Origin of the sequence: Ruegeria discodermiae, assembly GCF_030758345.1 — a bacterium.
In the GTDB taxonomy this organism is placed as follows: domain Bacteria; phylum Pseudomonadota; class Alphaproteobacteria; order Rhodobacterales; family Rhodobacteraceae; genus Ruegeria_C.
Map to the genome: position 1 here is coordinate 1 of NZ_JAVAMO010000038.1, position 14,755 is coordinate 14,755.

17 protein-coding genes are annotated in these 14,755 nt (G+C 54.7%); 5 read left to right on the plus strand and 12 right to left on the minus strand.

Going from position 1 to position 14,755, the window contains the following annotated elements; genetic code table 11:
• Positions 1–174: 174 nt before the first annotated feature.
• The 6 genes from Q5Y75_RS27800 to Q5Y75_RS27825 all read right to left on the minus strand — a co-directional run bounded on the left by Q5Y75_RS27800 (position 175) and on the right by Q5Y75_RS27825 (position 4,526).
• Entirely contained in the window at positions 175–618 is a 444-nt protein-coding gene (locus tag Q5Y75_RS27800; RefSeq protein ID WP_306203532.1) for a MaoC family dehydratase, read from the minus strand.
• A 10-nt stretch (positions 619–628) separates the two neighbouring features.
• Complete coding sequence (locus tag Q5Y75_RS27805) at positions 629–1,783, minus strand: NAD(P)/FAD-dependent oxidoreductase (RefSeq protein ID WP_306203533.1); 1,155 nt, start codon at positions 1,781–1,783, stop codon at positions 629–631.
• A 12-nt stretch (positions 1,784–1,795) separates the two neighbouring features.
• A complete protein-coding gene (locus tag Q5Y75_RS27810; protein WP_306203534.1) occupies positions 1,796–3,031 on the minus strand; it encodes an NAD(P)-binding domain-containing protein in 1,236 nt (411 codons plus the stop codon).
• Between the two features lie 58 nt (positions 3,032–3,089).
• On the minus strand, positions 3,090–3,281 hold the full coding sequence (locus tag Q5Y75_RS27815) for a hypothetical protein (protein ID WP_306203535.1): 192 nt from the start codon (positions 3,279–3,281) through the stop codon (positions 3,090–3,092).
• A 37-nt stretch (positions 3,282–3,318) separates the two neighbouring features.
• Entirely contained in the window at positions 3,319–3,885 is a 567-nt protein-coding gene (locus Q5Y75_RS27820) for an OsmC family protein (protein ID WP_306203536.1), read from the minus strand.
• A 329-nt stretch (positions 3,886–4,214) separates the two neighbouring features.
• A complete protein-coding gene (locus Q5Y75_RS27825; RefSeq protein WP_306203537.1) occupies positions 4,215–4,526 on the minus strand; it encodes a hypothetical protein in 312 nt (103 codons plus the stop codon).
• A 67-nt stretch (positions 4,527–4,593) separates the two neighbouring features.
• On the opposite strand from Q5Y75_RS27825, the gene Q5Y75_RS27830 reads away from it, so the two are divergent.
• The gene (locus Q5Y75_RS27830) at positions 4,594–5,775 is read left to right on the plus strand and encodes an alpha/beta hydrolase (protein ID WP_306203538.1); all 1,182 of its coding nucleotides are present in this window, start codon (positions 4,594–4,596) and stop codon (positions 5,773–5,775) included.
• Positions 5,776–6,404: 629 nt separating this feature from the next.
• On the opposite strand, the gene Q5Y75_RS27835 is transcribed toward Q5Y75_RS27830, so the two are convergent.
• A complete protein-coding gene (locus Q5Y75_RS27835) occupies positions 6,405–7,946 on the minus strand; it encodes a metallophosphoesterase family protein (protein WP_306203539.1) in 1,542 nt (513 codons plus the stop codon).
• A 74-nt stretch (positions 7,947–8,020) separates the two neighbouring features.
• Here Q5Y75_RS27835 and Q5Y75_RS27840 point away from each other — a divergent pair, with 74 nt between their 5' ends.
• Complete coding sequence (locus Q5Y75_RS27840) at positions 8,021–8,341, plus strand: hypothetical protein (protein WP_306203541.1); 321 nt, start codon at positions 8,021–8,023, stop codon at positions 8,339–8,341.
• A 105-nt stretch (positions 8,342–8,446) separates the two neighbouring features.
• Here Q5Y75_RS27840 and Q5Y75_RS27845 read toward each other — a convergent pair whose 3' ends face one another.
• Genes Q5Y75_RS27845 through Q5Y75_RS27855 form a run of 3 tightly spaced genes read right to left on the minus strand, consistent with a single transcriptional unit; the run spans position 8,447 to position 9,862 of the window.
• The gene (locus tag Q5Y75_RS27845) at positions 8,447–8,887 is read right to left on the minus strand and encodes a YybH family protein (RefSeq protein WP_306203542.1); all 441 of its coding nucleotides are present in this window, start codon (positions 8,885–8,887) and stop codon (positions 8,447–8,449) included.
• Positions 8,888–8,914: 27 nt separating this feature from the next.
• A complete protein-coding gene (locus tag Q5Y75_RS27850) occupies positions 8,915–9,316 on the minus strand; it encodes a nuclear transport factor 2 family protein (RefSeq protein WP_306203543.1) in 402 nt (133 codons plus the stop codon).
• Positions 9,317–9,328: 12 nt separating this feature from the next.
• Complete coding sequence (locus Q5Y75_RS27855; RefSeq protein ID WP_306203544.1) at positions 9,329–9,862, minus strand: peroxiredoxin-like family protein; 534 nt, start codon at positions 9,860–9,862, stop codon at positions 9,329–9,331.
• 72 nt (positions 9,863–9,934) lie between these two features.
• Between Q5Y75_RS27855 and Q5Y75_RS27860 the strand changes: the two genes are divergently transcribed.
• Positions 9,935–10,543 (plus strand): TetR/AcrR family transcriptional regulator, encoded by a 609-nt coding sequence (locus Q5Y75_RS27860; protein WP_306203546.1) that lies wholly within the window; start codon positions 9,935–9,937, stop codon positions 10,541–10,543.
• Positions 10,544–10,736: 193 nt separating this feature from the next.
• On the opposite strand, the gene Q5Y75_RS27865 is transcribed toward Q5Y75_RS27860, so the two are convergent.
• Together Q5Y75_RS27865 and Q5Y75_RS27870 are read right to left on the minus strand one after the other, a co-directional pair.
• Entirely contained in the window at positions 10,737–11,633 is an 897-nt protein-coding gene (locus tag Q5Y75_RS27865) for an NAD(P)-dependent oxidoreductase (protein ID WP_306203547.1), read from the minus strand.
• A gap of 266 nt (positions 11,634–11,899) precedes the next feature.
• Positions 11,900–12,853, minus strand: a complete 954-nt coding sequence (locus tag Q5Y75_RS27870; RefSeq protein ID WP_306203548.1) for an AraC-like ligand-binding domain-containing protein — start codon at positions 12,851–12,853, stop codon at positions 11,900–11,902.
• A 128-nt stretch (positions 12,854–12,981) separates the two neighbouring features.
• Here Q5Y75_RS27870 and Q5Y75_RS27875 point away from each other — a divergent pair, with 128 nt between their 5' ends.
• Positions 12,982–13,992, plus strand: coding sequence for a carbon-nitrogen hydrolase family protein (locus Q5Y75_RS27875; protein WP_306203549.1), 1,011 nt, complete (start codon positions 12,982–12,984; stop codon positions 13,990–13,992).
• Between the two features lie 59 nt (positions 13,993–14,051).
• Positions 14,052–14,741 carry a pyridoxamine 5'-phosphate oxidase family protein gene (locus Q5Y75_RS27880; RefSeq protein WP_306203551.1) on the plus strand — a complete coding sequence of 230 codons (690 nt, stop codon included), beginning with the start codon at positions 14,052–14,054 and terminating at the stop codon, positions 14,739–14,741.
• The last annotated feature ends 14 nt before the right edge of the window (positions 14,742–14,755 follow it).

The following is a 14,755-nucleotide window of genomic DNA, read 5'->3' on the forward strand; positions in this document are numbered from 1 at the left end:
TAGTCGCTAATCCCACTATCGACATAACGTTGTTGTGTTGCTGAACCTTAGTCATCTCTGAGCCTAGACTTTTGGTTTCTGCGATAACCCAAACTACGAGTTCGCGGAGAAAAGCGGACGCAGTCGTCTTGCAGGTTTTATTGAACATGAAAAGTTCGCCAGAAAATCAATCTGTTAACTGCTTTTGCGAATTGGAAGAGTGAACGTCACCGCCGTGCCGTCAACACAGGTGTCGCCCATTGAATCCACGATGCGCGTGTTCAACGTGCAGATCGGTTTGTCATTGCGAGCGTGGATCACCTCGATCTGCGCGTCTATCGTCTCTCCGACGCGCACAGCTTTTTTGAACCGCCAGTTTGTTTCAAGAAAAACTGTCCCTGGGCCCGGAAGATCTTCCGCAACCACAGCATTCAGCAATCCAGTGGTTACGCCTCCCTGAACGACTAACCCACCAAGAGCTGTTTTTGAAGCCAATTCGCCGTCATAGTGGATCGGGTTCTTGTCGCCAGTCATCTCGGTAAACGCTTCAACATCACGCATCGAGGTCGTTCGTTTTCTGCTGGCACGTTGCCCGCGTTGAGGCTTGGCATTTGCTGTGCCTGACCATCCGTTTTCCATTAATTTCTCCTTACGCGGCCTGAGCTGATGGATTGAGAGACGCTTGCAGGTGCAAAAACTCTGCCTTCATCTCGGTGTTCAAATGCATGTGCAGAGCTTTCAACTGGTCCAAAGACCAATCGAAGGATGCGATCTCTTCGGTAATCTGAAAGAGCTTTGCCGATAGTTGATCGCGGATAATCTGGTACCCAGTCAACTCACCCAAGCCCTTTGTCATTGCAGCTTCCGTCAGGATATGCGCATCTCTCAAAGCATCTGTTATTCCGTGTGCGGTCAGCGGGTCTTTGAAGTATCCAGCATCTCCGACCAGTGCCCACCCCGCGCCCGCGCATTGCCGCATGTGGCCCGGTGCACCCAAGAACTTTTTGGGTTTTTCGACGAATGAACTGTGATCTAGCCGTTCCGCCAATTCGGTATCCCATCGCCGCAACTGTTCACGAATACTGGCGTTGATGTCAGTGCCGAACCTGGCTTTGAACGCATTAGACGGACAGGCGACAAACAAGCAGTGCTGATTATTGCTCGTCGGGATCAACCCGGCCGCAGCATTCGCGTCATAAAACCAGCGGTAGCCAGAGTTGGGGATGCCCTCGACATATGTGTAGGCGCAGGCTGAGCGGATGTCCGAGCGAGCGTTTTCCTTTGCCCCAACCAGTTTCGCGATAGTTGAGTTTCTGCCATCAGCACCAACAATCAAATCCGCGGTGATCTGATATCTGTTGCTTTCACGATCCATCAGAACGACACCACTGACACGTTTATCGGGTCTCCGGATAACGTCACAGCATATGGTTGCGGTCCTCAACTCTACACCCGCTTCTTGTGCGGCATCGCCCAATACCCGATCCAGCAGCCAGCGACGGGGCGCAAAAAGGCCCTCGTATCCAGCATCCGGTTTGAGCGGTATGTCGAAGACCTCGTCGCCATAGACGAACTGAGTTGAAAGGACAGCTGGGGTGGACGCCTTGATTGGCCCCATTAACCCCCAATGCGCGAGAAGATGGATCGCAGGTCGCATCAGGGCATGGGTCGAAAGAGTGTCCTTGATCTCGGGTTCCCTATCCACCAGCAAAACGCGCGCTCCGCCGCGTGCTAACTGCATTGCCGTCGCTGCTCCGGCGACACGGGCGCCGACTACGATTGCATCAAATTTTTGTGTTTGCATGACAGGCTCCCTCTATGCGGCCAAAGATTGATCGAGTTGAATTGAGATTTGGCGCGCCAGCGCCTTTGCATCCCGAGTGGCTCCGTCGATATGCACGGAGCGGCTGGTCCGCAGGAACGGCAGCCCCATCACATACAATCCGTGTTCGACAACGCCGCCGTGATGCTGGATACGGCCCTTGCGATCAAAAACGGGTATCTGAACAAAGCGATGATCAGGGTTGAATCCTGTCGCCCAGATCACGGCGTCAAACTCGGAAAGGTCGATGGCCAATCTGGGATCAGACGGCACAGCGGTCGGTGCAAAACGCCGAGGCGGTGCGACCATTCCTTCAAACCCGTGATCGTTGATCCAGGTATCAATCCTGTCCAGCAGACGATTCATCTTCAGATCGGCGGAAGACACGGCATTGAACAGCCCACCTGAGAATTGCGCTTTGCCGTCACGGATATCCATCATACGCCCGACAAGTTCGACGCCTCGGGCCTGCAGAACATCAAGGTTCAGATCGTCGCGTTCCGGCGTGCCAATCAGCGGCAGGGAAGGCGTCCGCCGTGCCCTTTCCAGATCGTTTACTTTGGTGAACGGCTCATCAAAAACACGGGCTAGATCCATCCACTGCAGAATGTCCGCGTCGCGATATGTGCGCGGCAAACGCCCATGGCTGCCGACGGCCAGAGTGACCTTGCGACCGGACTGCGCCAATTCCTGAGCGATCTGAAGGCCGGATGCCGAAGCCCCGACCACCAATACGCCGCCTGAGCGCAACTCAAGCGGGCCGCGGTAAGTGATTGGCGAAAACTGTTCGATCCGATGGGATATAGCTTGGGCAAAGGCAGGTACCTTGGGTCGTGCACAGGCACCGGTGGCTATGACCACCGACTGGCATCGGATAGGTCCGCGGTTCGTCTCGGCGATGTACCCATCGCCCAGTCGAGACAGAGAACTCACCGAAGTGTTCGTGTAAAGCGGTGGAGCATGTCTCACGACCCAATTGTCAAATTCGGATGCAAACTTCCGGGCAGTGACAAATCCGTCTGGATCTTCGGGCCCGTGCGTCTGACCCGCCAGAGTGTTCATCCAATTCGGCGTCAACAGTCGCAGCGAGTCCCAGCGACGGCTGTGCCAGCTTTCTCCAGCGCACCCGGCATCCAGAACAAGGTGGTCAATCGAGCGTTTGCTCAGTTCAAAGCTCATGGCAAGGCCGCACTGGCCCGCCCCGATGATCAGGGTGGTTGTGGAATACATTTCGGACCTCAAATCCAAGAGGATTACGCGAACCCCGGCTCAGGGTGCGTTTTGGAGCTTACGAAAGGAAACGACCGCCGCGATGGCTCAACGCCGATGCGGCTTCTTGCAGCTCGTGTACCTGATACTGCCCGATATCGTTCAGCATCCGGTCACACAGCACGCTCGCCGGACAGCAAACTTCACGCGATCCAGAAAGGGTGCTGAAGAGTGCAGCGTGGAGGGTTTTCAAGGCGGCGATCGTTTTCATATTCAAATTCCTTTTTGTGTTTATTTGCGGAAACTTGTCAGCTGACAGATACTCGCACGTTCCCTGGATTTGTGATGATGTCGAACACGGCGGATCGTTTCTGGCTTTGAGCCACGACCGCGGCGATTTCATCCTTCGATGCGTCAGCGTCGATGTCGAAGGCCACTCGGATGCCTTTGAAACCGTTGCGCACGTCAGGGTCTATGCCGAGAATGCCGTACAGGCTCATGTCGCCTTCCACTTTCGCAACGACCGAGTGCAGCTGGATACCTCTGTTCTGGGCAACGGAAGCGACACCCGCGCACAGGCAACTTGCGAGGGCCGACAGCACGATTTCGACCGGGGTTGCGCCTTTGTCTTCAGCGGCAAAGCAGGCCGGGTGGTCGGCGTCAAAGGTAAATGTTTCGGCGTGTTGGTGTTCTTCACCTAGACCATAGAACCCTTTGACGGTCGAGCGACTATGGACCCCGTTCAGCCATTCGCATTCGGCACGCCATGTGAATTCTGCTGCTGCCGGCATCTCCGTCAGGGCATCACGCGCGCTGATCAAGGCTTCGACGTTCACGCCGTTGTTGACGGGGGTCATTTGTGTTGTCACGTTCATCTTGTTCTCCTATCCGACTTGGGCCTCATTGCCCTGTGACCACAGACCTACCGACACCCTTGTTGCGAAGCTTGAGGGAGAGCTTGGGGTTTCTTGGGGATTTCTTGCGGAAGTCGCTCGGATCTGAGAAATCGAAGCTATGATGGACTGATGCACGCGGGTCTTCGCGGTACTGTGGCCCTGTGAAGCACGCTTTCGACGGCGCGTCGCGCGCTTGGAGATGAGGAGCAGGGGCAGAAATTCCTGACAACCGTACTTTGGCACGGCGTTTGATTTGTCGCTCCGGTCGCGCAGGCTCCGGATACAGTGTGCCCGCGAAATTGTCCGCATCAGGAGATTAGGGTGCGCCGCAGCAGTGACGGCACGTGCATGGCTTGTGCCAACACAGGAGACGGGCCGTGCACGTGGCGCTTCCATTTTGGCTGGGCAAAGATACCGCCGCCCTGCGGGACCTGTTCACTGGTATCTACATGCCGAATGCCATTTGGGAGAGCCAGCGGTGGTTTTTGGGATTTTTTGCGCGAAACCGCATCGGCGAAAAGTGCTACGGTGATGATGTTGGCCGGTTGTGATGATAGCATCTCGGGCTTGCTGGAATGGACATGTGCGCTGCCGTTTTTGAAAACTTTCTGAATACGCAAACTTGATCACGCGGTCCAACACCCCTGATCAGATGACAAAACAGCCCGGCGAAGCTAGAGTTCTTGCATGAAGTACAGCTTTGGAGAGTTCACGCTTGATACCGCAGGACTGGAATTGCGGGCGCGTGGCGCGCCGCTGTCCGTAGAGCCCAAAGTTCTGGAAACCCTGATCTATCTTGTTGAAAACCGTGATCGCGTGGTAACGCGCGATGAGCTTATCGACGCGATCTGGGAGGGGCGCTTCATCTCGGATGCTGCCGTTTCTTCGGCCATTCACGCCGTTCGCAATGCTGTTGGAGACAGCGGCACGAAACAGAGCATTTTGAAGACGATTCACGGCAGGGGTTTTCGTTTCATTGCAGCCACAGTGGAAAGCGGGGCGGGCGCTGTCGCCCTTGCCGAAGAGAAACCCGAGCAAGACATCTACTTTTGTCATAGCAAGGATGGGACTCGAATAGCCTATTCCATAGCAGGCGAAGGCCCGCCACTTATCAAAACCTCTCACTGGCTGACCCATGTAGAGTTGGATTGGAGCAGCCCGGTGTGGAAACACGTTCACGGGCACTTTGCCCAGACCCATCAGCTCATCCGATACGATCCCCGTGGCAATGGGTTGAGCGAATGGGACGTGGATGATTTCTCGCTGGACCGGCAGGTTGAGGATCTGGAAGCGGTTGTGGATGCCGTTGGTCTAGACCGGTTTCCGATATTGGGCATTTCGCAAGCGGCTGCGGTGAGTGTCGCATACGCCGTCAAGAATTCCGAACGTGTTACAAAAATGGCGTTTTATGGGGGCTATGCCTGTGGGTGGCGGCATCATGGCAGTGAAAAACGCATCAAGGCGACCGAAGCCACGATTGCCCTGATCGAAAGCGCTTGGGGCGGAACAGGCGCCGTACAGCAATTGTTTAGTAGCACATTTATGCCCGATGCGCCGCCTGAAAACCTCAAATGGTTCGGTGAACTGCAGGCACAATCATCCAATGGTAGGAACGCAGCCAAGCTCGTTGAGGCGATAGGAGAGGTGGATGTGCGCGAAATCCTGAGCTTGGTATCGGTCCCAACGTTGGTACTGCATGCCCGAAAAGATGCCGCCATTAGTTTTCGCCAAGGTCAGATGCTGGCCGCTGGCATTCCGGGTGCCAAATTCGTACCGCTAGATACATCCAACCATATTCTGCCGGAAACAGATCCGGCCTGGCATCGCTGCGCTCGTCTGATTGCCGAGTTCCTTTTGGAGACAAGTTAGAATTAGCACGCGCTCGTGTTGTGTACGACGAGCAGTGCTTAGGTGTCATTACCGCTTCGGATAACGTGCAACCGCCAACTTTTCGATCTTAGCTGGTCCGTCTGTTCAGGTAACAGATCGATATTGGTCGGGTAGTCAGATTGCGCATCCGGTTTGTCGCTTGCTTTCCCATTGTGGTATGGCGCTCTGAGCAATCCAGTGACCCGAACCGGGTCGGCACGCCTTCAACCTCAATTGTGTCACCGTCGCGAACATGTGTGACCAGGCCTTTGATGGTCCCAACAGCAGTGCGCTGAAATACTCCGGAATGGCAGGGCGAACGGCAGCACTGTTCCGCAGACTGTGAGTTCGCTACGTTACACAATTTGCTCTAGCAGCGAATATCTGGAAAAGCGGGCTGCAACCGCCGCATTGAGGCAATGCGCTGGATGTCGGCTCTGGGCCGTGTATCCTCTACGAGAGTGTTCATCGGTTCTGGCTCGTCCACAGACAGTAGCTAGTGCCAGGAATTGATCTTTTTGGTCGGTGGCGGCCCTGTTCGACATCGACTAGCGGTCACGCCGTGGCAACTCGACATACCGCTCGAGATCTGTGACCGGCGACTACCCCTGACCTGCGGACGATCAGTCTCAGGTGGTAGGTCCGCTTTTCCGGAACCAAGTCCTTTTTCCATCGCTGTCGTAGAAGGCTTCCTCGATATTTGCTCCTTTTAAGGCAAAGGTCAAAAAGCCGTTTTTGACATGAAGGCCGCAGTCGGGCTTTGGCGTTTGTGCAAAAAACTCGATGTCCTTGATGAAGTCGGATTTCTTGAAGGGGGGTTTGCTACCCACTTTAGCCAATGCCCAGGGCGCCCCATACGGCATAGAAGCGTGGCCGGTGCACCGCATGTGACAGGTGCCCGGGATCCTCGAGCCGTGTGTTGAAGCGACAACTTTCTTTGGCGCATAGGCAATCCCGTCATGGATATGCCCGAAATACCAGTAATCCGGCAGGTTGTTGTCCAAAGCCCTGGCGACATCTCGAAGCAGAGATTTATTGTCCTTGACCTGTTCGATCTTGCCAGTCACATCGAAGGGCGTGTGATGGGTCATGACGATTGTTTTCTTGTCGGTATTTCCTTTGCGCTTCGATTTCACGAAACTGATCTGATCTTCGCTAAGCGCACCATACATTTTGAGGAAATCTGGGCTGTAGTAAGCACTGTCGAGGTAGAAAACCTGCCAAAATTCGTTTTCCAGCATCCCATAGGTGAAACCGTTTTGGTGGGCAAAGATTGGGCTGGACAGAGCGTCCTCAAAAAGACCCCGAGCACCTGTGTACATTTCATGGTTGGAATTCATGGTGAATGACCGGCCGGGCTTCCTGTGCGTCCTGGGCCAGAAATCAACAAGATGTGCCATCTCATAGCCGGGTCCAAGGAAGGTCTGACCGGGCGATTGTTGGGGTGTTCCGGTGTAATATACGTCTCCTAAGTGAAACAGGTAGTACGGGTCCAGATGTACAGCCGCATGACGCACCGCTTTGGCGTCGTCTCCCCCTGTTCCCCAATCGCCGGCAACCGCAAACGTATTGCCGTCCTCGGGGATCGTCGCCACATGCGGGCTTTTGGCCGGGTCATTCAGGGCCGCCATCGGCCATGGGTATTTCTTGTAGTAATAGTTGACAAGAAGCATGTTAATCGGCGCCTCGAGCCAGCGATAATCCAGTTGCCCGAAGTTCCCAAGTCCCCAAGACGTACCATCGGGTGAGATCGCATTGTAGCTCTGGACAGCTGTCTTGAGATGCTCATACTCTTTAGGCGTGAGAGTCGGTTGTGGAATTAGGCCCAATCCATCGACCAATTTAAGGAACTCTAGGAAAACTTGCGGAATGTCCTGGTAATCGGGGATTTCCTTTGGGTATTTTACCCAAAAAGGCAGAATTCCAAATTCAATCTCGCCGTGCGCTGGAAGCTCGGGCCGGTAATGTGGCGGCTTAAGGTAAGGTACAATTGCCTTGAGCATGGCGTCAGACTCTTTCAGAAGTTCGTAAAAATCCTCAAGATCCTTGATGATTTTTGCTGGATCAAGCGCGACGTCAATCTGGTCTGAAGGAGGTCTATTATTAGGTTTTTGGAGGAGTACAGTAATTTTTTCTAAAACGTCTGATTCGGTCTGGGTCATGGCCGTCATGGCTTGCTCTCTGAAGTTAGATTGAAAATGGTTTTCTGCAAACTTTGGCCCTGGGAAACACCCGATGCTTCCGTTTGACCGATATCGTTAAACCGACGTTCCTAAAATTGAACGCCACTCTATGGATGTTGCCGCTGTTTTACGTATGGATCAAGCTTCTTGAACAAGCCGCCACCGCGGGTCAATGCTCGCAGTTCCGCACCCATATTGGCAGGCGTTTAGCTGATGGTCACTTTGTCCGCTACCTGCTAGTTCGACGGGCGTTGCATTTTGCGCTTGCGGCGAATGGCTGCAAAGCGGGCTGCGTCCGCAGAATATCGGGTGGCCAGTGGATGTCTCTTATGGGCCGATTGATCATTCTTGATCAGAGTCAGGACGGTCGTGCGTTGGCTTAGCCGTAGGACATGCCACCGCACTGCAAAAAACCTGATTCACTCAGTGCTGCTTGTTTTCGGAATTGATTGACCTTCAATTTCAGAGGGCGAACTTCGTTGCAGAGCTCAGTTTTGCCCCGAGGTATGCTGGTGCCACATATCGGTGACGATTTCCCAACCATTGTCCTCTGGGCGCAGGACAAATAGATAGGTCCCCGTGGCATCCATACCGACGGTCTCAATCTTTGCCTCAACGAAACCGATCATGACAGCCAGGGTCTCATCGTCTGAGACGTATAGGTGGTCAATTGTATGAGTAACTTCGCCTTTGTTGGCGGTGACAAACTCGAACAGTTCCCGCGGACCGTCCAAACCCTGGCTCACAGGTTTGCCTTGCTCGATCCAAAGCGTGTCTTTGGAATAAAGCGACAGCAGACCGACAGCATCATGGTCTGCAGCGAAGGCGTTGAACTGATCGTTTAGAGCATTGAGACTGGTGGTTGCCTCATCTGCAACGGTTACACAGGCCGACAATAGAACGGCCGCAATAGAAGTTATCATACGCATAGTGCGTTCCTTTTTAATTGGGAGATTTCAGGAGATCGGATCGGGATCAGGGCGCGCGAAGATCACCTCTCGCGTGACCTGCCAGCGGTCGTCTTCGAAAATCAGATCGATGCTCAGCTCAAGCACTTTGCGGGAATCGCCAATTGGGACGCGTCGGGTGATCAGGACGTGACCATGATCGCCATTTGCTTCGACCGCGCTGAACCGGGCCCATTTGTGATCATCGGGGTTGGTGTCTTTGACCGAGTTGGCCATCAGAGCCATGAAGCCGAGTTTGTCAAAACGTGCCAATTCGCCACTGATGTCCAACATCAGGATTTGCATGTCTTGGTGATAGATGCGGTCTAGGCCGCTGGCATCGCCGTGGACCGCAACATTCATCAGGTCCTCAATCGCTGCGCGTACGCCTTTTTCTGTTCTGTCTGCCATTTTATGCCTCCTTCAGGCGTGAGTGCCATTAACAGGGAAGTCACCTGACAACCCACGCAGGAACCGGATACCCTTCACAAGGCTTGTTAGGCTGGGGCGGGCGAAGGGGACATTCGAAATATCGACAATCTGCAGTGCGTCTTGATCGTTGATGATGAATAGGCCGGGTTCAGCAAATGGCCCCTCGACATCCATCCCGTTGCGTGGCCCAGAAATGTACAGACCCAGCGTCTGCATCTGCGCAACGCTTAGACCATAGCCAACATCGAATGCTGGTGAGATCTCTTGCATCTGTGCTGAGGAACGCTCAGCGCTATCGGCCGAGACCGCCAGAACATCGATGCCCAAAGCGTTCAGGTCAGGGAGCGCGCTGCTAAGATCTTGCAAATAGGTCGTGCAAAGCGGGCAGTGTTTGCCGCGATAGACGACGGTCAACATCCAGTCGTACGCGTCCCGGGGTGTGGACAGGCTTCGGGTGTTACCACCAAGCACAGGTAAATCGATCGTCGGAAATGCCTTTCCGACGGCAGATTTGGGGCTGGTCATGAGGAGCCTTTCTGATTATATATCGATTGATACATAACTATCGTGACCGCGCGAGAGTCAAGGAATTATATATTGACCGATACAAAAAAATTGGGCCGCCCGAGAAACTTCGATTACGACGAAGCCCTTATGCAGGCGATGTCGGTCTTCTGGACCAAGGGATATGACGGTGCGTCGCTGCGTGATTTGACGCAGGCTATGGGGATTACTGGGCCAAGTCTCTATGCGGCCTTCGGTGACAAGCGAGAGCTGTATCTCAAAACCATCGACCTCTATGCGGATGTGGATGGCTGTGCGCCTGTGGTGGCTTTTGAAAACGAGGAGGACATCACCAAAGCCATCAAAGGGTTTCTGTCCGAGGTGGTCCACTATGCCACCGAACATGAAAGCGGTGCAAAAGGGTGCTTTCTGGCTTCAAGCGTGGTCACGACGGTTGGCCAGATCGAAGGTGTGGCCGAACGCGTTGAGGCGGCGATTGAAGACACCGAAAAACGTCTTGCCGCTCGGTTCGCACGGGAAATTGACAAATGCACGCTGCCCACAGATTTTCCATCCCGTGAGCGTGCCGCTCTACTTTATGATCTAAGGCAAGGCTATATGTTCCGAGGGCGCGCTGGCTGGAGCGGCGAACGCATGCAAAAGGATGTCGATGCTCGGGTGCAAATGTTGTTGTCGTATTGACGGCCAAAGCCGGAGCGTCGATGACGGTTTTCGGTTAACGCTGCCCAAATCAAGTGCTAATTTGCCCGCCTTGCTTCTGTTCGACTTGTTGAAGTCAGATGAATGTCAGGCGCGTCTTCTGCAGTCCTGCGTCGCAGCGTATGGACCGTCCCCGAAGGATGTGTGGGCTAAAGAGCTGGAACACTACCTTGGCCTATTTGTCTTTCTGCAAACCATTGGCCCTGGCCACGAAATCTACGAGATGCGGGACATAATCTTCAGGTCCGTCACCGCCTGTGTTTACTGCCAAGGCCATTGAATTCTTGACCGCCGTGCCGACCGGGTTCGCCACACTAGCCGCATCCGCCATCGACGCAAGATAGCGCATGTCCTTATAGGCGTTTGACAGCGCGAACTTATGCGCCTCACAGTTGCCTTCGACAGCATAGCCCATGAAGGTCTGGTAGAATCCGCAATCCATGCGAGAGCCACGGATGACGCTATCGAACTGTTCAACGGATATGCCGACCTTGCGGCTCAACGCCAGCGCCTCGGCATACAATGCGCCATATCCAAGCGACAGAAAGTTATTCAATAGCTTCATCTTGTGACCTATTCCGGGTTTGCCCAGATGCACGATCGCTTGAGCCCAACAGGCAAGCACGGGCTTGACCCGGGCAAAGGCGTCGTCTGACGCGCCAACCATCGTACTCAGTTCCCCGGCCATAGCCTGAACCGGTGTGCCCCCGAGGGGCGCGTCCACCATCGCGCAGCCCTTATCGGCAAGCCTCTCTGCCAGTTTTTCGGTTGAAGTGGGATCGGAGGTGGAACAGTCCACGATGATCGCGCCGTTTTTCAGGTGCGGCAACATGGTATCGACAATGGCCTCAACCTGCGGGGAGCCGGGCGCGCAGATATGGATGATGTCGGAGGCTGCCGCGAGAGACTCAAGACTAGACGCCTCGGTTGCCCCCTGAGAGACCAAGTCCTCAACGGGTACGCGATTGCGATGTGCAATCACCGTGATGGGATAACCACCGCCAAGAATGTTCTTGGCCATCCCGTGCCCCATTAAGCCGACCCCTACAAATCCAACCTGCGTCTGTGACATGCTTGGCACCCCTGTTCGAACAATGAAGATGGCCTAGCGTCGCAGAAATTGGAGCACAAGGTCGTATCTGGAATGGCGGACCTCACTCTTTGGTGACTGATTGCATCGTTTTGTCAGTATCTACTGGTAGCTTTGTTGATCGCGTGGATGCACTCTCCTTCCGTGATGCCTTCCACAAACATCACGTTGGCATATTGCGATGCCGTCGAAAGGGGGTCCTTCCCATCAACAAAGCCGACGGGAGCGGGATGGTATTGTTGACTCAACTAGCTCGGCTTAACCCGATGGGCGCGCGGGCTTTGACCGAACCGGGCGCGGAAGGTCGTTGAAAAATTCTGCAGGTTTGAAAACCCGTAGCGGAACGCGATTTCGCTGATGGACTGGTGGTCAAACCGGGGGTCTTTCAGGTCAGCGGACACACCGTCCAGCCGCATCCGACGAATGAAGGCGCTGATCGACTCATCATCTTTTGAGAAGATCTCATTAAGCCGTCGTACCGACATGCCAATCTCAGCCGCCACACGGGTGCGATCAAGATCCGGGTTGCCAAGATTGGCGCGGATGAACGACTTGGCCCTCAGCATCACTTGCTGCTCGGGCGATGACAGCTCAATACTGCTCGCCCCGTGAGATGCAAGTCCCGTCGCGATCAAATCAATCAGAGTGTCCTGCAACAGGGTTTGTAGCATCAGGTTCGGCGAATTGATGTGGTCCGCGAAGTCCAGAATGTTCTCGCGCACCAGCTTGCCAATGCCGGTTTGTCCGTCGATTTTGCGTGCCGTCAGCATTTCCGCATTGGGTAGCCGCTCGACAAGCTTCGAGAACGGCAATTGCACCACCGTCTGGCTGAAATCGTCGGGCAGTTGCAGCGTGTAGGGATCAGTGCTTGCATAAAGCGCCATGTCGCCGGGGTGCAAAACTGCGGTTTTTCCGAATTGAGTCACGGTCGACGCTTTTGCGGTCTGCAAGCTCAGCAGGAAATAGGCATCCGAGGCGGAACGGATGTCGCGTTTACGGCGATCCACCCTGTGGCACAATCCGGCCACGCGCGAAATCGACAGGACGGAATGGCGTGCGATCTCGATCATGCCCCGGAAACTGCTTCTGTCTTCTGTGTCACATCCAAGCTGCACGTAGCTGTCGCACACCGATTCCCGCCAATAAGCGAAACGGTCTTTAGATGCGACATCGCTTGTGTCGTAGCGCGTTTGGATGTCCATGAAAATTAGCCCCAAAAGCTAATCAATTATGCGGGGTACGCACAAAAACGCAAGTTTTTCTGCCCAAATCCAAAAGCACGCCGCGGCCGGTACATGCAGTCTTTCTGTCAATGACACGGAGGACCAACATGTCTACGCAAGCCAAAGTCGCGGCCGTTCAAGCCGCTCCCTGCTTTCTCGATCTGGAGGCGGGCATCGACAAGGCGATCGGTCTCATCGAAGAGGCGGCTCAGAAAGGCGCCAACTTGATTGCCTTTAGCGAAACCTGGTTGCCGGGCTATCCCAACTATATATGGCTGGGGCCGGTGGCTTGGCAGATGCAGTTTGTCGGGCGCTACTTCGACAACTCGATCGAGGCGGGCAGCCCGCAAGAGGCGCGTCTGGCAAAAGCCTGCCGCGACAACAATATCCAGCTGTCCATGGGGTGCTCGGAACGCGACGGCGGATCGCTGTATATCGCGCAGTGGCATTTCGACGAGACCGGCGCAGTTATCAACCGTCGCCGCAAGCTCAAGCCAACGCATGTGGAGCGCACCGTTTACGGCGAGGGAGACGGATCAGACCTGAACGTGGTTGATACCTCGATCGGCCGCGTGGGCCAACTGGCCTGCTGGGAACATCTGCAGCCGCTATCGAAATACGCCATGTATGCGCAAAACGAGCAGATTCACTGCGCCGCTTGGCCAAATCTGGCGCTCTACGAAGGCACTGCCTATGCGCTCGGGCATCAGGTGAACAATGCCGCTTCGATGATCTACGCGGTCGAAGGCTCGTGCTTTGTGCTCGCGCCCTGTTCGCTGGTGACCAAGGAAATGCAGGACCTACTGTGCGAAGGAAATACCGAGAAAGAGGCGCTGTTCCCAGTCGGTGGCGGTTACACCGCGATCTACGCGCCGGACGGATCAGAGATCGGCGAGCGCATCCCACATGATCAGGAGGGCATCATGTATGCCGATATCGATCTGCACATGATCGGCTATGCCAAAGCTGCGGCTGATCCGGCGGGGCACTATGCCAAGCGCGATAGCACCCGGCTCTTGATCAACCGAAAGAAACAGCGCCCGGTTGTGAGCTTTGACGATGCGCCTGGCTGGGAGGAGGTCACCGAAACCACAGAGGCGCTAGAAACCGCAGTCTAAACCGCTCTCGGATGGCTGCTCCAAACAGCCATCTGAGGGCCTCAACAGGGGATCCGAATATGGCAGAGCCGACACCAGCCATCCCAACCCATGAAGCGTTCTACACTGATGCGCAGCGCAAACTACAAGCTGAGAATGGTCACGAAAAGCTGTCTCATGCGGTGATACAGGCCATCGTGCGCGATGAATTGGAAGACTATCATATCGAATACATCGAAACCCGCAATTACTTCTTTTTGTCCACTGTCACCGCGGATGGAGAGCCTACGGTATCTTACAAAGGCGGGCCGATTGGGTTTGTGAAATCCCTTGGCGACAATCGGATCGTGTTCCCGAACTATGACGGCAACGGCATGTGGCTCTCGATGGGAAACATCGATGCAGCCAGTAAAATCGGCATGCTGTTCATGGACTTTGAAACACCCTGGCGCATCCGTGTGCAAGGAAGTGCCAAGATTTCAAAAGACCCCGTGCTAATGACCCATTTTCCCGGTTGCAACATGGTCGCGGTGGTCGAAGTAACGCGCGTCTTTCAAAACTGCGCTCGAATGATCCACAAGCACAAGCGGGTAGAACCACATTCGATATATGTGCCGGATGCCGAGGGCAACCAGCCATTCCCGGCCTGGAAACGGATCGAGCCCATTCAGGACTTCCTGCATGAGGACGATCAAGGAAAAGCGGCTGCGCATGGCGGAACAATCACGGAAGAAGAGTACATGGGAAAAGTAATGGACGGCACGTCGTAGCAGGCTGGTCTGAT